Raw genomic sequence first — 18,610 nt, 5'->3', positions numbered from 1 at the left:
TGTCGGGTTCAGGCCCTTCGCTCGCGGTTGAGCCGCGCGAAGATGGCCTTGTTGCTCTTGTAGAGGTGGAGGAATTCGCCGAAGAGTTCGTCGTAGAGGGCGCGGTTGCGGGGATTGGGCTCGAACGTCTCCGCGATGGGCACGAGCGCGGGGATGTCCTCCACGGTGAGCCGCCCGAGCGCCACCGCCGCCTGGAAGGCCGCGCCCCGGGCATTGGCCAGCACGGGCTCGTCCACCTGTTGGATCCGCCGGTCGAGCACGTCCGCTTGAATCTGACACCACAGCCGCGAGCGCGCTCCGCCCCCGATGATGCGGACCGAGTCCAGCCGGCGGCCGACGAACTTCTCCACGTAGGAGAAGAGCCAGCGCGTGTTGTAGGCCACCCCCTCCATCACGGCGCGCACCAGGTGCCCCCGGGTCGTCTGGAGGGACTGGTTGAAGAAGGCCCCGCGCAGGGTGGCGTCGTCCACGGGGCTGCGCTCGCCGTTGAGCCAGGGCAGGAAGAGGAGCTGATCGCTTCCGGCGGCGACTTGTCCCGCCTCGCGCTCGAGCAGGGGGAAGCGCTCCGCCTCCGGGAGGGTGCTCTCGGGGCCGAAGAGGAGGCGATCCTTGAGCGTGGTCAGGCAGATGCCGGCGGCGTCCTGCTCGTTGGTGAGGAGATAGCGGCCCGGCAGCGCCGAGGGCAGGCTGCCCATCTGGTGGAGCAGGTCCGTCTTCTTGTAGGGCACGTGGCAGCTGATCCACGCGGACGTCCCCATGCACAGGTGGGCCTCGTGGTCGCGCACCGCGCCCGAGCCCACGGCGGCCGCGAGGATGTCCGGAGCACCAGAGATGACCTGCACGGTGTCGCTCAAGCCGAGGGCCCGGGCGGCCTCGGGCACGAGGGGCCCGAGCACCGTGGCGGCGGGGACCAGGTCGGGCAGCTTGTCGCGGGGCAGGCCCGTCATGCGCAGGAGCCCCTCGTCATAGGCGACGCGGGAGAGGTCCCGGTTGTCCGTCACCCAGTGCAGGGTGATGGTGTCGTGCGAGGAGACGAAGCGCCCGCACAGGCGCTGGTTGAGCCAGTCCTTGGGCTCCAGGAACTTGTAGGTGTCGCGGTAGACGTCGGGGTGCTCGCTCTGGAGGTAGAGGATGTGGCCGAGCGGATCCTTCCCCGAGAGGGTGGGCGCGCCGCCGGTGATGCGCACCCAGGAGAAGAGCTGGCGGAGGCCATACCCCTCGATCGCGGGAAACCCGTGGGCGACGCGCCGGACATGGCCGCGCCCCCGGGAGTCCATCCAGATCAGGGCGGGCCGCAGGGGCTTGCCGTGCGCGTCGACGGCGACGGTGCCGGACCACTGGACACTCGCGTTGATGCCGAGGATGTCGCTCGCGGAGACGGCGCCCGAGTCCAGCAGGCGGCGGGTGCCCCGGACGATGGCGGCCCACCAGGACTCGGGGTCCTGCTCGGCGCCGCCCTCGGGGAGCAACTGGAGGTTGAGCGGTTCCACGGTGCCGCCGAGGATCTTCCCGCGAAGGGTGACGGCGGCCAGCTTCACGGCCGAGGTCCCGAGATCGATGGCCAGGATGGACGCGTTGCTGGAGGTGGTCACCCGGATAATGTAGCCAACGGGAGACCGGACCATGCATGCGAGCCTCATGATTCAGCGGGAGCACACCTTTCCGGCAATGGCTTCCACCCCTCGGCGCGAGGGCAGCGCGCGGCTCGTCTTCGAGCGGGTGGGTCCGCGCACCGTGGTGAGCACCGCGCTCGCGCACAGTCCGCTGCGTCTGCTCACCCCGCGCAACCATGGCCACGCGGCCTGGGTCTACACCAGCTCGCTCGGGGGCGGCCTCGTGGAGGGGGACCGGCTCCACCTGGACATCGAGGTCGCACCGGGGGCCTCGGCGCTCCTGTCCAGCCAGGGCTCCACCCGCGTCTACCGCTCGCCTCGCGGTTGTCGGAGCGAGGTGGTGGCCCGGGTCGGGGAGGGCGGACTGCTCGCGCTGGTGCCGGACCCCACCGTGTGCTTCACCGGCGCCCACTTCACGCAGTGCCAGGAAGTCCAGCTCGCCCCGGGCGCCTCGCTCGTGCTGATGGACCTGGTCAACGCCGGCCGCAGCGCCAACGGCGAGCGCTGGGCCTTCACCCATTTCTCCTCCTCGCTCCGCGTCCATCAGGAGGGCCGCGCGTTGTTCGATGAGCGCTGGTTGCTCGACCCCGCCCACGGTCCGCTCCCCGAGCGCCTGGGCCGCTTCGACGCGCTCGCCACCGTGCTCCTGGTGGGCCCCGCGTTCGCCGCCGCCCGCGAGGCGCTGTCCGCCCAGGTGGGGCGCCTCCCCGTCATTCCCCGCGCGGGGCTCGTCTGCTCCGTGAGCCCGCTCGGGCCGGAGGGGCTGGTGCTTCGCGCCGCCGCCACCTCCGCCGAGGCCCTGTTGCGCTCGGCCCGGGAGTGGTTGGGCTTCCTCCCCGGTCTCCTGGGAGACGATCCCTGGGCCCGTCGCGCCTGAGCATGATTCTCACTGGCTGAGAATGACGCATCGCGGTAGCGTGGAGGAAGGGACTTCCTCCTGGGGACCGCATGCATCTGACGCCGCGCGACATCGACAAACTGCTGCTGCATGGGGCGGGCTTCCTGGCGCAGAAGCGCCTGGCCCGTGGCGTGCGGCTCAACTATCCCGAGTCCGTGGCGCTCATCGCCACCCAGCTGCTCGAGTTCATCCGCGATGGCCGGGGCGTGGCCGAGCTGATGGACCTGGGGCGCAAGCTGCTCGGGCGCGCGCAGGTGATGGAGGGCGTGCCGGAGATGGTGGCGGAGGTGCAGGTGGAGGGCACCTTCCCGGACGGCTCGAAGCTGGTGACGGTGCACCACCCCATCGAGGCCGAGCACGGAGACCTGTCGCTGGCGCTCTACGGCAGCTTCCTGCCGGTGCCCGCGCGGGAGCGCTTCTCGCGCGCGAGCGACGCCGAGGTGCGGCCGGGTGAGGTGCTGGTGGCGCCGGGCGAGCTGGTGCTCAACGAGGGCCGCGAGGCGATCACCCTGGAGGTCGTCAACCGGGGAGACCGTCCCATCCAGGTGGGCAGCCACTACCCCTTCTTCGAGACGAACCGGGCGCTGCTCTTCGATCGGACGAAGGCGTACGGACGGCGGTTGGACATCCCCGCGGGCACGGCGGTGCGCTTCGAGCCGGGAGATCCCAAGACGGTGTCGCTGGTGGAGATCGCCGGAGAGCGGGTGGTGCGGGGCGGTAACGCGTTGAGCTCCGGGCCGGTGACGCCGGAGAACCAGGGGCGCGCCCTGGCGGAGCTGGCCGCGCGTGGGTTTGGTCACAAGGAGGGCGCATGAGCCGGAAGATGGATCGCCGTCACTACGCGGACATGTTCGGTCCCACCACGGGCGATCGCGTGCGCCTGGGCGACACGGGGCTGGTGGCGCGGGTGGAGAAGGACTTCACCGTCTACGGGGACGAGTGCAAGTTCGGCGGGGGCAAGGTGCTGCGCGACGGCATGGGCCAGAAGGCCGGCGCGAGCGATGCCGAGGCGCTCGACTGTGTCATCACCAACGCGCTCATCATCGACTGGACGGGCATCTACAAGGCGGACATCGGCATCAAGGCGGGGCGCATCGCCGGCATCGGCAAGGCGGGCAACCCGGACGTGATGGCGGGCGTGACGCCGGGCCTGGTGGTGGGCGTCACCACGGAGGCCATCGCCGGGGAAGGGCTCATCGTCACGGCGGGAGGTATCGACTCGCACATCCACTTCATCTGTCCCCAGCAGGCGGACGAGGCCATCGCGAGCGGCATCACCACCTGGGTGGGCGGCGGCACGGGACCGGCCACGGGCACCAACGCCACCACCTGTACGCCGGGCTCGTGGAACCTGCGGCGCATGCTCGAGGCCTGCGACAACATCCCGCTCAACATCGGCCTCACGGGCAAGGGCAACAGCTCGCGGCCCGAGGGCCTGCTGGAGCAGATCGCCGCGGGCGCCATCGGCCTCAAGCTGCACGAGGACTGGGGCACCACGCCCGCCACCATCGACACGTGCCTCTCCGTGGCCGAGGGCGAGGACGTGCAGATCACCATCCACACGGACACGCTCAACGAGTCGGGCTTCGTGGATGACTCCATGGCGGCGTTCAAGGGCCGCACCATCCACACCTACCACTCCGAGGGCGCGGGAGGCGGACACGCCCCGGACATCATCCGGGTGTGCGGCGAGCCCAACGTGCTGCCGAGCTCCACCAACCCCACGCGTCCGTACACGGTGAACACGCTGGACGAGCACCTGGACATGCTCATGGTGTGTCACCACCTGGACCGGGAGATTCCCGAGGACGTGGCCTTCGCGGAGAGCCGCATCCGGGGCGCGACGATCGCCGCGGAGGACGTGCTGCACGATCTGGGCGCCATCAGCATGATCTCCTCGGACAGCCAGGCGATGGGCCGGGTGGGCGAGGTCATCACCCGCACGTGGCAGACGGCGCACAAGATGCGCGAGCAGCGCGGGCGGTTGAGCGAGGAGCAGGGCGACAACGACAACCTGCGCATCCGCCGCTACGTGGCCAAGTACACCATCAACCCGGCCATCGCCCACGGCATGGCGCACGAGGTGGGCTCGGTGGAGGCGGGGAAGCTGGCGGACCTGGTGCTCTGGCGCCCCGCCTTCTTCGGCCTGCGTCCGGAGCTGGTCATCAAGGGCGGCTTCATCGCCTGGTCGCAGATGGGTGACGCGGGCGCGTCCATTCCCACGCCGCAGCCCTACATCATGCGGCCCATGTTCGGCGCGCGCGGGCGGGCCACGGGCTCCACGAGCATCGCCTTCGTGTCGGGACGCGCGCTGGCCGAGGGCACGGTGCGGGGGCTGGGCCTGGCCAAGCAGCTCGTCGCGGTGCGCCGGTGCCGCGACATCGGCAAGCGGGACATGAAGCTCAACGACGCCCTGCCCGTCATCACCGTGGACTCGGAGTCCTACGAGGTGCGCGCGGATGGGCAACTGCTCGTCTGCGAGCCCGCCGTCCGCTTGCCCCTGGCGCAGCGCTATTCATTGTTCTGAGGGACACGCACGTCATGGGCTCCTCGTGGAGGGTGTTGCAGCTGGCGGACTCGGGCTTTCCCACCGGGGGCTTCGCGCACTCGGGAGGACTGGAAGCGGCGGTGCAGCACGGCGAGGTGCGCGGCCGCGAGGGGCTGGAGCGCTTCGCGCGCGAGCTGCTCTGGCAGGTGGGGCATGGCGCCCTCCCGGCGCTCGGGGCGGCCCACCGTGAGCCCGAGCGGCTGGGGACGTGGGACGCGCGGATGGAGGCGTTCCTCACCCAGCACGTGGCCAACCGGGCGAGCCGCACCCAGGGCCGGGCCTTCCTGGACACGTGTGCGCGCATCTTCCCCGAGCCCGTGGGGCCCGTGCGTCAGTCCGCGCGGGAGGCGGGCCTGCGCTACCACCATGCCCCCCTCTTCGGCGCGGTGCTCCGGGTGCTGGAGGTGGAACTGCTCGAGGCCCAGCGGTTGCTCTTGTTCCAGTCGCTCCGGGGGACGCTGTCGGCGGCGGTGCGCATGGGAATCGTCGGCACGCACGAGTCCCATCAAATCCAGCATGGCTGCGCCCCGCTGCTCGATGAAGTGCTCGCGGCGTGCTCCGGGCTCGGCCTGGAAGCGCTCGCCCAGACGTCCCCCCTGTTGGACCTGCTCGGGTCCACGCAGGACCGGCTCTATTCACGGCTTTTTCTCTCTTGAGGTGAACCATGCACGACGACCACCGCGGCCATGACCATGGCCATGATGATTCCGACCACACGCACGAGGAGTGGGAGCACCCGGGACACTTCCACGAGCGCGAGAAGCCCCATCGGGGCGACTTCACGCAGCGCGCCTTCACCATCGGCATCGGCGGGCCGGTGGGCAGCGGCAAGACGGCGCTGGTGCTGGCGCTGTGCCGGGCGATGCGCGACACCTACCGGCTGGGCGTGGTGACCAACGACATCTTCACCAAGGAGGACGCCGAATTCCTCGTGCGCAACCAGGCCCTGTCGCCCGAGCGCATCAAGGCGGTGGAGACGGGCGGATGCCCCCATGCCGCCATCCGCGAGGACATCAGCCACAACCTCGTGGCGCTGGAAGAGCTGATGGAGGAGCTCAAGCCGGAGCTGCTCATCGTGGAGAGCGGCGGCGACAACCTGGCGGCGCAGTACAGCCGCGAGCTGGCCGACTACACCGTCTACGTCATCGACGTGGCGGGTGGGGACAAGGTGCCGCGCAAGGGCGGGCCGGGCATCACCCAGTCCGACCTGCTCATCATCAACAAGACGGACCTGGCGCCGCACGTGGGCGCGGACCTGTCGGTGATGGAGCGCGATGCCCGGAAGATGCGGGGAGACGGACCGTTCGTCTTCACCCAGGTCACCAAGGGCGTGGGCCTCCAGACGGTCATCGACCACATCGTGGCGGCGTGGCGCAAGGCCACGGGTCCCGCGTCCCCCACCTGAGTTTCCTGCTTCCCGGGGGCCAGGACAGCCGGAGGGAGTGTCGCCTCCGGCCGTCCTTTTCGCCCACGGGGGGACGACTACGCGGCGTGTCCGGGCTTGTCGGAGCGCTCGGCGGCGGGGGGCGCATTGCTCCCCTTGTCGCCCGAGTTGCGCTCCCGCCTGTCCCAGAGCACCTGCATCACCGCGGCGAGCACGGTGAAGGACACCACCAGCGTGGTGATGAGGCCGATGCACGCCACCATGCCCATGGACTTGAGGCCGTTGTGGCTGGCGACGAGCAGGGCGGCGAAGCCCGAGGCCGTCGTCAGCGTGGACGTGGCCACGGCGGCGCCCACGCTGCGCAGGGCCACCATGGGCGAGGTGCCTTCCAGGTAGCGGTGCAGCAGGTAGAGGCCGTGACTCACGCCGAAGCCCAGGAGGATGGGCAGGATGATGATGTTCATGAAGTTCAGGTGGAGATCCGCCAGCGTCATGATGCCGAGCATCATCGCCAGGCCCACCGTGAGCGGGATGACCGAGGCGAGCGCGAGCGTCACGCTGCGGAAGTCCAGGAAGTGCATGAACAGAATCCAGATGGTGACGAGCACCACCGCCCACTGGCCATCGGACAGCACGATGCGCGCGAGCCGGGCGAACAGCGGCGCGGCGCCCGCGGCCCGGCGATCCTGCTCGGGAGCGATCACCTTGCCCGTGGAGTCCTTGACCTCCGGCGTGTGGATGGCGCTCGTCTGGTCCGCGAAGTCGAGCATCTTCTTGCCATCCCACAGGTCCACGGCCGGGTAGATGAACGTGAGGTAGCCGTGGTTCTCCGGCTTCGTCTCCGGCAGGTGGATGAACTGCGCGGCGTAGTTCTCCGGCACGCCGTGCACGTCGAAGGGCCTGGCCTCCAGCATCTTCATGAACAGGCCCGCCTTCTCCTGGGCCTCGGGCGGCAGCGCCTCGACGTCCACGTCCACCAGTTCCTCCTTCCACTCCTTGAGGATCTTCTCGTTGGCGGCGGCCGTCTCCGGGGGCGGCACGAAGGTGTAGATGCTCACCACCTGGTCGATGGTGGGGTACTTCTTCGCGTTCAGGGTCAGCTCGTCATAGATGGCCCGCGCCTCCTCCAGCGTCTTGGAATAGACGGCGATGGGATCGCTGGAGATGTTGAAGCGCTTGCCAATCTCATCCTGCAGCTTCACCGAGGGCTGGCCCTCGGGGATGAGCGCGCGGCTGTTGTAGTTGAAGCGGATGCCGCCCTTGATGCGCTCGGCGAGCGTGGCGGGGCGATCCGTGGGGATGTCCGTGTCCGTCCAGTGGATGCAGCACAGGCACAGCAGCGTCACCACGATGGTGCCGATGGCGAGCACCAGGCCCGGCTTGGGCACGCGCACTTCCTGGCCCGTGGCGTTGCGCACGGGCGGCGGCTTCATCTCGCCGATGAGCTTGCGCGGCCACTCGGGATTGACGCGGCCGATCAGCGCGAGCAGCGCGGGGCTCCAGGCGAAGAGCAGCACGCCGATGATGAAGGTGCCCACGCCGGACAGGAAGCCGAACTGGCTGAAGCCGCGGAACTCGCTGCGCATGAGCACGAAGAACGAGCCGGACGTCACCACCGCGGCCACCAGGGCGGGCCGGCCCGCGTTCACCACCGCGTCGCGGATGGCCTCGTCATAGGGCTTGCCCGAGCCCAGCTCCAGGCGCGTGCGGAAGACGAAGTGGATGCCGTAGTCGATGCCGAAGCCCATCAGCAATCCGCCGAGGATGCTGGTGATCATGTTCAGCTCGCCCACGGTCACGTAGGTGAAGCCCATGGTGATGATGGTGCCAATCACCGTGCCCGTCACCACGATGATGGTGGGCACCCACTTGCGGAAGGCCAGGATGGTGATGAGGAAGATGGCCCCGAGCGCCAGCAGCGTCACCGGCTGCAGCGACTCCTCGATGGCGTAGGAGTCGTCCACCGACGTCTTGTACGAGCCCGTGAAGCCATAGGCGACCGTCTTCTTGTCGCCCATGAGATCGTAGTCCTCCACGAGCTTCACGCCCTCCGCGCCGGGCGTGCCCGGGTAGGCCGCGAGCTTCTGGCGCAGCTGGTCGATGTACTCCTTCGTCTGGCCGATCTGGTTGGAGTCCCACATCGGCTTGATGAGCATGAGCACCATCTTCTTGTCGTTCGAGATGTTGTAGTCATCCCGGATGCTCTTCTTGCCGACGCTGCTGTACTTGTTGATGAGGTCATCCATCTCCAACTTCACCGGCTCGGTCTTCTGGATCTCGATGAAGAAGGGGTTGTTGCGGCGCAGCTGATCCTTGAGCCACGCCATGATGCGGCGCTTGCCCTCGGCCAGGTCCTCCGTCTTGATGAAGAGGGCCATGTTCTGCTGGATGAACTCCACGGGCAGCTTCCAGGTCACGGAGCGCACGTTCTTCGTGTCCGTCTGGAGCTGGGCGCCGAGGTTGTCGGCCACCTTCTTGAGCGTGGCCTCGTCATCCCCGCGCAGGGCGAGCATCAGGTGGCCGCTGCCGCCCACCATGTCGATGACGCGCTTGACCTCGATGACCTCGGGGAGGTCCTGCGAGATGAGGTCGAGCTGGTTGGAGTTGATGGTGAGCTTCGTCGTCCCCCACAGGCACACGCCAAAGAGCGCGAGAATCACCAGGAGGACGAGCCCTGGGCGGCGGACCATGAGGTTCGCGTAGGCGAGGGCGAAGCGCGGCGGCTTGTGGGTCGGGTTACTCATGCGCCGCGGACCCTATCGAGAACCGCCCCCGTCGGCAGCAAGGAAGAAGGCGGGAGCTGCCCGTCCGCCCGTCCTCCGGCCCTCTGGGATAAGAGGGAAGGGACCCGGGAATAAGTCCCGGGCCCCGTGTCATTCCCGCTACTTCTTGGACAGCTCGGCGTCCTTCTTGCGCATCAGGTCAAGCAGGTGCTCCCAGCCGCCCTGCTTGAGGATGGGGCGCACCTGATCGTCGCGGATGCCGGTGAGCATGGAGTCGCCGAGCACCGACACGTCCAGGACCTTCCAGGCGCCCGCCTCCTTCACGACCGAATACTGCAGCTTCATCTCCTGCTTCTTCATGGGGTGGTTGATGACGACCGTGGACTTCACGCTCGCCTTCTCGCCCTCCACCGAGGGGTCCGCGTAGGTGATGGACTCGAGGTTCTTGAAGTTGTCGCGCACCTTGGGGAAGGCGATCTTCGAGAAGAGGTTGTTGAAGAGCTGGATGAACTCCTTGCGCTGGGCGTCGGTGCCCTTGGCCCAGTCCTCGCCGAGCAGGAAGCGGCCCTGCTCCTCGTTGGCGAGCTGCTTGAGGGCCATGTCGTCCTTGCTGTAGCGCACGGACTGGACCACGGTCTTCACGGGCTTGGTCATGGCCTCGTTGGGCGCGGCGAGCGCCGGCAGGGCGAGGGTGAGCGTGGCCAGCAGGGACAGGGTGCGGAGTCGAGCGTGCATGCGTTTCCTTGTGGTGTGTGAGACGGGCTCTGCCTAGTTCAGGGAGGAACGGCGGGGCGCGTATGAAATTCAGTCAATGTCGCCCATCCGGTGGAGGCGGGGGTGGGTTGCCTGCCAACCCGGCGACGAAGGCGAATCTCGCACTACCTCCCAAGGGTTTGACCTCTGGAAGACACAAGTCTACTGTGCTCCGTTTTCACGATTTGTTCGTTTTCAACCTCACCGAAGAGCCCCATGCCGACCGACTACCTGTTCACCTCCGAATCCGTTACCGAAGGCCACCCGGACAAGATCGCGGACCAGATTTCCGATGGCGTGCTGGATGCCATCCTCTCCAAGGATCCCCAGGGCCGCGTGGCCGTGGAGACCCTGGTGAAGACGGGCCTGGCCATCGTCGCTGGTGAGGTGACGACCAACTGTTACGTCGACATCCCGAAGATCGTGCGCAGCACCATCTGCCGCATCGGTTACACGGATAGCTCCATGGGCTACGACGGCAACACGTGCGGCGTCATGGTGGCCATCGAGGGCCAGAGCCAGGACATCGCGCGCGGCGTGGACAACAAGAAGGAGCAGGGCGCGGGCGACCAGGGCATGATGTTCGGCTTCGCCTGTGACGAGACGCCGGAGTTCATGCCGGCGCCCCTCCACTATGCCCACGCGCTCACCAAGCGCCTGGCCGACGTGCGCCGCAAGACGCACGACTGGCTGCGTCCGGACGGCAAGAGCCAGGTCACCGTCGAGTACCGCGGCGGCCGCCCGGTGCGCATCGACGCGGTGGTGGTGTCCACGCAGCACTCGGATGACGTCTCCAACAAGAAGATCCACGAGGCCGTCCGCGAGGACGTGATCGCGAAGGCGCTGCCCAAGAAGCTCATCGACAACAAGACGAAGATCTACATCAACCCCACCGGGCGCTTCGTCATCGGTGGCCCCATGGGCGACTCGGGCGTCACGGGCCGGAAGATCATCGTGGACACCTACGGCGGCATGGGCCGTCACGGTGGCGGCGCCTTCTCCGGCAAGGATCCCTCCAAGGTGGACCGCTCGGCCGCCTACATGGGCCGCTACATCGCCAAGAACGTGGTGGCCGCGGGCCTCGCGCGCCGCTGCGAGGTGCAGGTCTCCTACGCCATCGGCGTGGCCGAGCCCGTGAGCGTGCTGGTGGAGACCTTCGGCACCGCCAGCGTGCCCGAGGAGAAGATCGTCGCCGCCATCCGCCAGACGTTCGGCCTCAAGCCCCGCGAGATCACCGAGCACCTGGACCTGCTGCGGCCCATCTACCAGAAGACCGCCGCCTACGGTCACTTCGGCCGCACCGAGAAGGAGTTCACCTGGGAGCGCACCGACAAGAAGGACCTGCTGCGCGAGTCCGTCGGTGCTCCCGCGCCCGCCGCCGGCAGCCGCCTCAAGGCCGCCGTCTGACCTCCCGCGTCTGAGGCGTGCTTGACCGCGCGCGTGGGCCCCTGGGGTCCGCGCGCGCTTTTTTTTGCTACAACCGGGGATATGCCCGTTTTCGGACTGTCGGCCCTGAGCGCGTTGTGGCTCTCGGCGGTGGAGGCGCCCGTTACCTCGGTCACGGTCTACAGCGACCAGGCTCGGGTGGTGCGCACGGCGAAGGTGGGTCTGTCCGGCGCGCAGCGGGTGGAACTGCCCCGGCTCTACGGCACGGTGGATCCCTCCAGCATCCGCGTGGAGGCCCAGGGCGCCGAGGTGACGCGCGTGGAGGTGCGCGCGGTGGCTTCCGATCCCCTGCCCACCTCCGAGGCCCGCCGGCTCATCACCGAGCTGGAGCGGCTCGATGATCGCCTCTCCCAGGTGCGTGCCGAGCGGGAGGCGTACTCCGCGCAGCTCGCCGCGCTCGGGAAGATCCAGCCCGAGGCCACCCAGGAGAAGCAGACTCCCGGGGTCTCGCCCCGGCTCGACGCGGCGGGGTGGCGCGCCGCGGCGGACTTCGTGGTGGAGAGCACCGCCCGCGTCCAGGCGAAGCTGCGCGAGCTGGCCCAACGGGAGAGCGCCCTCGAGCGCGAGCTGTCCGTCCGCGTCCAGGAGGCGCGGAGGCTCGGCGCCGCTCCGTCCCGTCAGGGGCTGGAGGTGATTCCCACGCTGTCGGGGCAGGGGACCGCGACGCTCACGCTCACCTATGTCACACGGGGCGCGCGCTGGTACCCCACCTATGAGCTGAGGCTCGAGCCCGAATCCAACCGGGTGGCCGTGGCCTTCTCCGGGCGCGTGAGCCAGGAGACGGGCGAGGACTGGGAGAACGCGGCGCTCACGCTCAGCACCGCGCTGCCGGCCCTGGCTACCCGCGTGCCGGAGCCCGCCACCTGGAAGATCGGCCAGCGCGAGCGCTTCATCCCCACGCCCGCGCCCGTCGCGGACTCCTGGCGGGCTCCGCCTCCCGCGCCCCCTCCGCTGCCCCAGGCGCCCGTCGAGGACGCGCGGCTTCGCTCCCGCCTCCTCTCGCTCATCCAGGGCTCGGGTCAGCCCGTCCCGCCGCCGCCTCCTCCTCCGCCTCCTCTGGCTCCCATGCCCGTGGCCCAGGCCGATGAGGCTCCCCCGATGGCGTCCAGCACCCTTGTCGGCACCGTCTTGAGCGCGGACACGCGCAAGCCCGTGCCCGATGTGGTCGTCACGGCTTCCTCTCCGAACGCGCCCACGGATCAGGTCGTCCTGACGGATGCCCAGGGGCAGTACCGGCTGCCCCGGCTCTTCGCGGGTGTCTATGTGCTGCGCTTCGATCACGAGGGATTCAAGCCCCACGTCCGTCAGGGCATCCAACTGCGTGTGGATCGCACCATCCGGGTCAACGTGGAGCTCCTGACCGAGTACCTCACCGAGGAAATCGTCGTGGTGGGCAGGGCGCCGACCGTGGATGTGGGCTCGACCTCCACGGGCGTCAACGTCGATCAGGACTTCTCGAAGCGTATCGCGGTGAATCGGCGCGCGGGCAACGCGGGGGGACGTTCCACCGACATGCTCGCCGAGGTGGCGCCGGGAGCGAGCGGTGATGCCGGTGGGGCCGTGGCCTCCGTGGGGCTCGCGCCGCCCGCGAGCTGGCAGCGGCCCGTGGTGGACCCGGAGCTGCCCGCCTCGCTCGCGGGGGGTTATGCCCTGGCCTTCCCCGCGCAGCGCCGCGAGACGGTGCTCAGCGGCAAGGGCGAGCGGCGCGTGCCCCTCTTCACCGAGAGTTGGCCCGTGCAGGTGGAGCGCGACCTGTACCCGGCGCTCACGCCCAACGCCTTCCTCGTGGCGCAGCTTCGTGGCCCGTCCGCTCAAGTCCTGCCGGGGGGCGACGCGCAGCTCTTCGTGGGCGCGGATCCGGCGGGTCAGGCCCGGCTCTCGGTGGTGGCGCCGGGAGAGCCCTTCACGCTGCCGCTCGGCATCGACCCGGCGGTGCGCCCCGTGCGCAACGTGCAGGTGGTGACGGCCGAGAAGGGCCTCATCGGCAAGAAGGACGTCACCGACTACCTCGTCACCCTGGAGGTGGCCAATCCCTACCCCTTCCCCCTCGCGTTGCGCCTGCATGACCAGTGGCCCCTGTCGCGCAGCGAGGACGTGGAGGTGACGCTCGTGCGCACCGAGCCCGCCGCGGAGCGGGACGCGGACAAGGGCACGCTCCTGTGGCGTGTGTCGGTGCCTGCGTCGGAGAAGAAGAGCGTGTCCTTCCTGTACACCGTGCGCCACCCCAAGGGCTGGCGTCTGACGCAGAACCAGTAGAGGAGCCGCCATGCACTCCCTGCCCTTGATGCTGCTGGCGCTCACCGCTCCCGCCAAGGTGTCCTCCGTCGTCGTCTACCCGGACCGCGCCCTCGTCACGCGGGTGGAGACCGTCGCCTGTACCCAGGGCGCGCTCGCCGTCTTCGAGTCCGTGCCGCCCGCCGCCGACCCCTCGAGCTTCCGGGCCCGCTCGGAGGACGCCACCGTGGAGAGCCTCGTGGCCGAGGAGCGCTCCCGCGAGGGGGCCTTTGGCGCCGAGAGCGAGGCCGTGCGGGTGAAGCGCGAGGCCCTCGAGCGCGAGATGGCGGAGCGGGTGGATGCGCGCTCCCGCGCTCAGGTCCTGCTCCACTTGAGCGAGCGGTTGTCCGAGGTGGCCGTGGCGCGGGTGACGCGGGAGCTCACCGAGTCCCGGCCGGACACCCGGGCGTGGACGACGGCCTTCGACGCCGCGCTGGAGGCCCGGTTGCGTGCCGTGGCCGACCTGTCCACCCGGGACGCCCGCATGCGCGAGGTGCAGCGCGAGCTGGACTCGTTGCGCGCGCGCGAGGCCTTCCTCGCCGCCTCGGCCGCGCGGATGGAGCGGCGGGTGGAGGTGCGCATCGCGTGTGCCGCCACCGCGAGCCGGGCCCACGTGGAGTTGCAGTACGTGGTGGGGGGCGCGGGGTGGTCGCCTTCCTACGAGGCGCGCGCCGACGAGGCCCAGGGGCAGGTGGAGCTGTCCACCTTCGCCTCCGTGCGCCAGTCCACCGGCGAGGACTGGAGCGGCGTGCGGCTGGTGCTCTCCACCGCCCGGCCTCGCGCCAACGCCACGCCTCCAGAGCTGGAGCCCCTGTTGTTGAGCGCCTGGGAGCAGCGCGCCGAGCGCAAGGTGTTGGTGCGCCGCGATGAACGGATGGAGCACGCCCAGGCGGCCCCGGCCCCCGAGGCGCGAACCGAGGGGGATATGCGCACGGCCTCTCAGGGTCTGTCCGTGCAGATCCTCGTGCCCGAGTTGGCGCAGGTGCCCGGAGACGGTGGGGACGTGCGGCTGCGCGTGGCGCGCACGAAGATGAAGACCTCCTTCGTCTGGCGCACCGTGCCCAAGCTGCGCCCCCTGGTGTTTCGCGTGGCCCGGCTCGTCAACGGCGCGCCCTTCCCCCTGCTGCCCGGGCCGGTGGATTTGTTCCGCGCCTCGGGTTTCATCGGCCGCGAGTTCCTGGCGCAGGTGCCCCAGGGCGGCCCCTTCCAGCTCACCTTCGGCCTCGAGGAATCCCTGCGCGTGGAGCGCGTGGTGGTGAAGGAAGTGGCCCGGGACGAGGGGCTCTTCAACTCGCGGCGCCGCTTCCACTACGCCTACCGTTTCGAGCTGGGCAACTACCTGCCGCGCGCCGAGGTGCTGGAGCTGGCCGAGCCCATCCCCGTCTCCGAGCTCGAGGACGTCACCGCGTCGTTGGACGACGGGACGAGCGGCGGCCATGCGCTCGACGCGGTGGATGGCCTCATCACCTGGAAGGTGAAGCTCGCGCCGTCGGAGAAGCGCTCGCTCGACCTCGCCTTCCACGTGGACGTGCCCTCCAGCTACGACATGGGCGGGCTGTAGGCGGCTACTTGCCGAGCGCGAAGTCGACGAAGATCTCCACGTCCGACGTCAGCCCCACATCCGAGAATTCCCACTTCAGGAGGTGTTGGCGCAGGCAGTCGGACAGCTCGCGCGGGAGCCGCTGCCCGCCGGAGGACAGCGTGGCCGACTGCGTGGCGCCTCCCTTCGCCACCCGGATCTTCGCGCCCAGGGTCGGGGGCACTCCGGGCGGCAGGGGACAGGCCCTCAGGTCCGGCGCTCGTGCCTCCATGGCCCGGCGCAACAGGGCGCGTTGAGAGGACGCGACGGGCGCGGGGGCCGGAGGCGGCGCGGATTTTCGAGCCACGGGCTTCTTCTTCACCGTCACGGGCTTCGCCACCGCCACGGGAGGAGGAGGGGGCTCGGGGGGCGGGACGGGGGGGATGGGCTCGGGCGGGGTGGGCCACAGCCAGAAGAGCAGCACCAGGAGCGCCGCGGCGGCCACCCACCTTCCCTTGCGCGACGGCCGGGAGGCCACGACGCGACGTCCGCGAGGACGGCCCCGCCCGGCCGCCAGCTGGCGGGCACCGGGCGGACGCCGGAGGGGACGTCGCGCTGTGGCCCGTCCCCTCATCTCTGGGCTTCGGGCTGGTTCAGCCACTGCGCCCACTTCCTCGCGAAGTCACGCGAGTAGCCCGTCCAGTCCCGGGCCACGGCTTCGCACACGTCCAGCCGGCTGCCCAGGCCCGCCTGGTAGCGGCCCAGTCCCTCGTTGAAGGGCTCGTAGAACGCGACGGACGAGGGGCTGAGCGCATCCAGGCCATTGCGCGGGAAGGTACTCATGGCCGCGCAGCGCTCGCGCATCTGCGCGTAGGTCTCGTTCTCCGGCGTGGAGATGAAGAGGAAGCGCGTCTGGGCTCGTGGCACGTTCCAGGTGGAGCTGGTGCGATTGAGCCACCGGGTGTTGTCACGAAGGCCTCCGAACCAGGTCGCCGCATCCCAGCCACTCGTGGCGCAGGCGGACGCGCTGTAGGCCACGGGACGCGCGCCGTGGTCGAGCAGGACGACGAGCAGGTTGCTCAACGGGTTGGTGTAGGGCCAGTGCTCTCCGGACGTGCCGTAGCCGGGCCAGACCTCCACCGCGCTCAATTGGCCACCCAGCTCCGCCAGGGCCGCCGTGCTGCACGCCGAGGGCGTCGTGCTCCGCTCGTTGGCGGCCTTCTCCAGGACCCCCTGGATCTCCGACGTGGACAGCTCCTTCCCACTCGTCGCCCAGAAGACGGAGGGCTCATAGAGCGAGCCCACGCCCGTCACGCGCACGTCGAAGCCCTGCGCCGCGAGCTGCTGGGTCATGCCGCGGATGAGCGGTGCGTACGAGGCCGCCAGGTTCGCCGTGCCCCGGTCGATGCGCACGAGCCAGAGCACGCCCGTTCCCCGATCGCCATTCTGGCCACTGCCCGGGAAGGTCGGGGGCGTGACGGTCCCCGAGTCCGGAAATCCACCATCCCAGGTTCCGCCGCCACCGCCGCCGCCACCCCCGCCGCCATTCCATCCGCCGTCCCAGTTGAAGCCGCCGTCGGGCAGCTGGATGGGACCTCCCCCGTCGAATTGGACATCCGGCGGAACGGCCGCATCGGGCGTCCCCCCGTCCTTCACCATGTCGGGTGGCTCGATGATGCAACCGCTGATGGTGCTCGCGACCAGTACCCAGCGCAGTGCGCGCATGTGACTCCCCCTCAATTGGCGCGCCCGGCTCGCGCACCGTTCTGATTCAGGCTCAATCCCCTGCGTAGCATTTCATCCTTCACACAGGTAAGCAGCTCCCTTCGCGCGCCAGTGAATTCCTCTGGACGTCCACTCCCGCGCATTCCCAGCTCTTCCCTGAGTTCGCGCTGCAGGGAGGTGGGACAAGCCGCCAGCAGTTGCTCCCGCAAGGAGCCCTCCGCGCCGTTCAGGTAGGTGACGAGCTGGGCGGACGGCAGCCGCAGCAGCGCCGCGCCCAGGACCTCCACCGGAGCGCCCACCAGCGAGGACTCGGTCAGCAGGGACGAGGCCAGCCGCTCCGAGCCCTCCTGCCGCAGCCGCTCGATGAGCCGGTCCTGATCCGCCATGGACAGCGTGTCGAGCACCTCGCCCAGGATGCGCTCGAGCTGGGAGGCACCCCCCGTGGTCTCGGACAGCAGGGTGCGCAGCTCGTCCGCCACCGCCTGGGCGTAGCGGGTGCTGACCTCCGGTTGACGCGCGAGGCCAAGCGCGAGCTCCCGGCGCTGGGCGGACGACAGCGATTGGAGGGCCACCGAGCGCATCGAGGACGGGGCGAAGCGCAGCGCCACCTCGCGGGAGCCCGAGGACAGGCCCTGACACGCGGCGGCGAAGCGCTCGGGCCTCACCCCCTCGAGGAAGGCGAAGGCCAGCTCCACCGAGCCCTCCGCCTGGGCGAGCCGCGAGGCGATGGCCCGGCCCTCCAGGTCATACAGCGCCGTGGCGCGCGTGCCCGCGTCCGCCGAAGGCACCCGGCCCAGCTCCGCGGCGAGGCTCGACAGCGACGCGGCCAGGGCGGGATCTCCTCGCAAGTCCTCCAGGAGGAATTCCCCCATCTCCCGCGTCCACAGCGCCACCTGCCGCGACTCGCCCCGGGCCAGGGCCTCGCGCACCACCGTGTTGCGCACCGAGCGCTCCTCTCGCAGCGTCCGCTCCAGGCGCCGGGCCCGCACGGCGGGATACTCGGCGGGGGGCACGGGCGCCACGGGCATGGGGTCCAGGGCGGGCAGGGGCTCGGGGCCGTACTCCAGGCCCGGCGGCGGAGACGCGGCGCGGCGCGTGGCCACCACCAGCAGCACGCCCAGCACCAGCACCGTCAGCGCCAGCAGCGCCGCCACCGCGAGCAGGGGCGCGGCCTCCAACAGCCGCTCCTCGGCCCGCTCACGCAAGGGCACGGGGGGCTTCGCCTCCGGCTCCGGAGTGGAGGAGGGCGGCGTGGCCGTGGGCTGCTGCGGCTTGGGTTCGCGCGGCGCGGCCTCCAGGTGGGGGGCGTTGCGCGGTGGGAAGGCCACCGTCTCCACCTCGACGGTGGGTTGCGGCCCCACCGTCTTGAGCCGCTGGGCCACCAGATCCTTGAGGCGCGTGCGAAAGGGGCCCGGCAGTTGGCTGTCCACCAGCACGCGCGCGGACACCGAGCGCAGGGTGGGCAGCGAGGCTCCGCCCGACAGCGTCTCGAAACCCGGGGGCGCGCCGGCGAGGGCTTCTTCCTCCACCCGGGCCTCCACGGACACGAGCACGCACTGCTCGGGACAGAGCGTGCGTAGCAGGTCGGAGACCTCGGCGCGCGAGCGCTCCTCGGCTTCGGCGCGCAGGCGTCCCTGGGGCGTGGTGGCCGCGGCCCGGGCGGCGCTGGCTCCGGCTCCCACCAGGGTGCAAAGGACGATGAGAAGATGTCGTGACAGGCGATTCAT

At 70.0% G+C, this 18,610-nt stretch carries 14 protein-coding genes; 8 read left to right on the top strand and 6 right to left on the bottom strand.

What is annotated here, in order from left to right; genetic code table 11:
• Window positions 1–8: 8 nt before the first annotated feature.
• The gene (locus MEBOL_RS11500) at window positions 9–1,625 is read right to left on the bottom strand and encodes a xylulokinase (RefSeq protein ID WP_095977468.1); all 1,617 of its coding nucleotides are present in this window, start codon (window positions 1,623–1,625) and stop codon (window positions 9–11) included.
• Window positions 1,626–1,668: 43 nt separating this feature from the next.
• Between MEBOL_RS11500 and MEBOL_RS11495 the strand changes: the two genes are divergently transcribed.
• The 5 genes from MEBOL_RS11495 (at window position 1,669) to ureG (ending at window position 6,464) form a co-directional block, all read left to right on the top strand.
• A complete protein-coding gene (locus tag MEBOL_RS11495) occupies window positions 1,669–2,490 on the top strand; it encodes an urease accessory protein UreD (RefSeq protein ID WP_095982716.1) in 822 nt (273 codons plus the stop codon).
• Window positions 2,491–2,561: 71 nt separating this feature from the next.
• Window positions 2,562–3,326 (top strand): urease subunit gamma, encoded by a 765-nt coding sequence (gene ureA, locus MEBOL_RS11490; protein ID WP_095977467.1) that lies wholly within the window; start codon window positions 2,562–2,564, stop codon window positions 3,324–3,326.
• Complete coding sequence (gene ureC / locus MEBOL_RS11485; protein WP_095977466.1) at window positions 3,323–5,038, top strand: urease subunit alpha; 1,716 nt, start codon at window positions 3,323–3,325, stop codon at window positions 5,036–5,038. Before ureA ends, ureC begins: the two co-directional genes overlap by 4 nt.
• A 14-nt stretch (window positions 5,039–5,052) precedes the next feature.
• Window positions 5,053–5,715, top strand: a complete 663-nt coding sequence (locus tag MEBOL_RS11480; protein ID WP_095977465.1) for an urease accessory protein UreF — start codon at window positions 5,053–5,055, stop codon at window positions 5,713–5,715.
• Window positions 5,716–5,723: 8 nt separating this feature from the next.
• Window positions 5,724–6,464 (top strand): urease accessory protein UreG, encoded by a 741-nt coding sequence (gene ureG / locus MEBOL_RS11475; protein ID WP_095977464.1) that lies wholly within the window; start codon window positions 5,724–5,726, stop codon window positions 6,462–6,464.
• A 77-nt stretch (window positions 6,465–6,541) separates the two neighbouring features.
• Here the strand turns inward: ureG and MEBOL_RS11470 are convergent, their stop codons facing one another.
• On the bottom strand, window positions 6,542–9,187 hold the full coding sequence (locus tag MEBOL_RS11470; protein WP_095977463.1) for an efflux RND transporter permease subunit: 2,646 nt from the start codon (window positions 9,185–9,187) through the stop codon (window positions 6,542–6,544).
• 138 nt (window positions 9,188–9,325) lie between these two features.
• Complete coding sequence (locus tag MEBOL_RS11465; protein WP_095977462.1) at window positions 9,326–9,901, bottom strand: Tgt2/MlaC family protein; 576 nt, start codon at window positions 9,899–9,901, stop codon at window positions 9,326–9,328.
• Window positions 9,902–10,135: 234 nt separating this feature from the next.
• On the opposite strand from MEBOL_RS11465, the gene metK reads away from it, so the two are divergent.
• The 3 genes from metK (at window position 10,136) to MEBOL_RS11450 (ending at window position 15,200) form a co-directional block, all read left to right on the top strand.
• On the top strand, window positions 10,136–11,326 hold the full coding sequence (gene metK / locus MEBOL_RS11460) for a methionine adenosyltransferase (protein ID WP_095977461.1): 1,191 nt from the start codon (window positions 10,136–10,138) through the stop codon (window positions 11,324–11,326).
• Between the two features lie 81 nt (window positions 11,327–11,407).
• Window positions 11,408–13,621, top strand: coding sequence for a mucoidy inhibitor MuiA family protein (locus MEBOL_RS11455; RefSeq protein ID WP_095977460.1), 2,214 nt, complete (start codon window positions 11,408–11,410; stop codon window positions 13,619–13,621).
• A gap of 10 nt (window positions 13,622–13,631) precedes the next feature.
• Window positions 13,632–15,200 (top strand): mucoidy inhibitor MuiA family protein, encoded by a 1,569-nt coding sequence (locus tag MEBOL_RS11450; RefSeq protein ID WP_095977459.1) that lies wholly within the window; start codon window positions 13,632–13,634, stop codon window positions 15,198–15,200.
• 4 nt (window positions 15,201–15,204) lie between these two features.
• Here MEBOL_RS11450 and MEBOL_RS11445 read toward each other — a convergent pair whose 3' ends face one another.
• From MEBOL_RS11445 to MEBOL_RS11435, 3 genes are all read right to left on the bottom strand, one after another.
• Window positions 15,205–15,696, bottom strand: coding sequence for a hypothetical protein (locus MEBOL_RS11445; RefSeq protein ID WP_157774890.1), 492 nt, complete (start codon window positions 15,694–15,696; stop codon window positions 15,205–15,207).
• Between the two features lie 92 nt (window positions 15,697–15,788).
• A complete protein-coding gene (locus tag MEBOL_RS11440; RefSeq protein ID WP_095977457.1) occupies window positions 15,789–16,883 on the bottom strand; it encodes a hypothetical protein in 1,095 nt (364 codons plus the stop codon).
• A gap of 11 nt (window positions 16,884–16,894) precedes the next feature.
• Window positions 16,895–18,610, bottom strand: a complete 1,716-nt coding sequence (locus tag MEBOL_RS11435) for a FliG C-terminal domain-containing protein (RefSeq protein WP_095977456.1) — start codon at window positions 18,608–18,610, stop codon at window positions 16,895–16,897.

The sequence above is a fragment of the Melittangium boletus DSM 14713 genome, assembly GCF_002305855.1.
Classification (GTDB): domain Bacteria; phylum Myxococcota; class Myxococcia; order Myxococcales; family Myxococcaceae; genus Cystobacter; species Cystobacter boletus.
The sequence above is the reverse complement of the archived record's forward strand: the minus strand, read 5'-3'. Positions and strand labels throughout refer to the sequence as shown.

Excerpts from the sequence above, each read along its gene's own strand:
- MEBOL_RS11450 (WP_095977459.1), top strand. The coding sequence starts at position 13,632 with ATGCACTCCCTGCCCTTGATGCTGCTGGCGCTCACCGCTCCCGCCAAG.
- ureA (WP_095977467.1), top strand. The coding sequence starts at position 2,562 with ATGCATCTGACGCCGCGCGACATCGACAAACTGCTGCTGCATGGGGCG.
- MEBOL_RS11480 (WP_095977465.1), top strand. The coding sequence starts at position 5,053 with ATGGGCTCCTCGTGGAGGGTGTTGCAGCTGGCGGACTCGGGCTTTCCC.
- MEBOL_RS11465 (WP_095977462.1), bottom strand. The coding sequence starts at position 9,901 with ATGCACGCTCGACTCCGCACCCTGTCCCTGCTGGCCACGCTCACCCTC.
- MEBOL_RS11500 (WP_095977468.1), bottom strand. The coding sequence starts at position 1,625 with ATGGTCCGGTCTCCCGTTGGCTACATTATCCGGGTGACCACCTCCAGC.
- MEBOL_RS11470 (WP_095977463.1), bottom strand. The coding sequence starts at position 9,187 with ATGAGTAACCCGACCCACAAGCCGCCGCGCTTCGCCCTCGCCTACGCG.
- metK (WP_095977461.1), top strand. The coding sequence starts at position 10,136 with ATGCCGACCGACTACCTGTTCACCTCCGAATCCGTTACCGAAGGCCAC.
- MEBOL_RS11455 (WP_095977460.1), top strand. The coding sequence starts at position 11,408 with ATGCCCGTTTTCGGACTGTCGGCCCTGAGCGCGTTGTGGCTCTCGGCG.
- ureG (WP_095977464.1), top strand. The coding sequence starts at position 5,724 with ATGCACGACGACCACCGCGGCCATGACCATGGCCATGATGATTCCGAC.
- MEBOL_RS11495 (WP_095982716.1), top strand. The coding sequence starts at position 1,669 with ATGGCTTCCACCCCTCGGCGCGAGGGCAGCGCGCGGCTCGTCTTCGAG.
- MEBOL_RS11435 (WP_095977456.1), bottom strand. The coding sequence starts at position 18,610 with ATGAATCGCCTGTCACGACATCTTCTCATCGTCCTTTGCACCCTGGTG.
- ureC (WP_095977466.1), top strand. The coding sequence starts at position 3,323 with ATGAGCCGGAAGATGGATCGCCGTCACTACGCGGACATGTTCGGTCCC.
- MEBOL_RS11440 (WP_095977457.1), bottom strand. The coding sequence starts at position 16,883 with ATGCGCGCACTGCGCTGGGTACTGGTCGCGAGCACCATCAGCGGTTGC.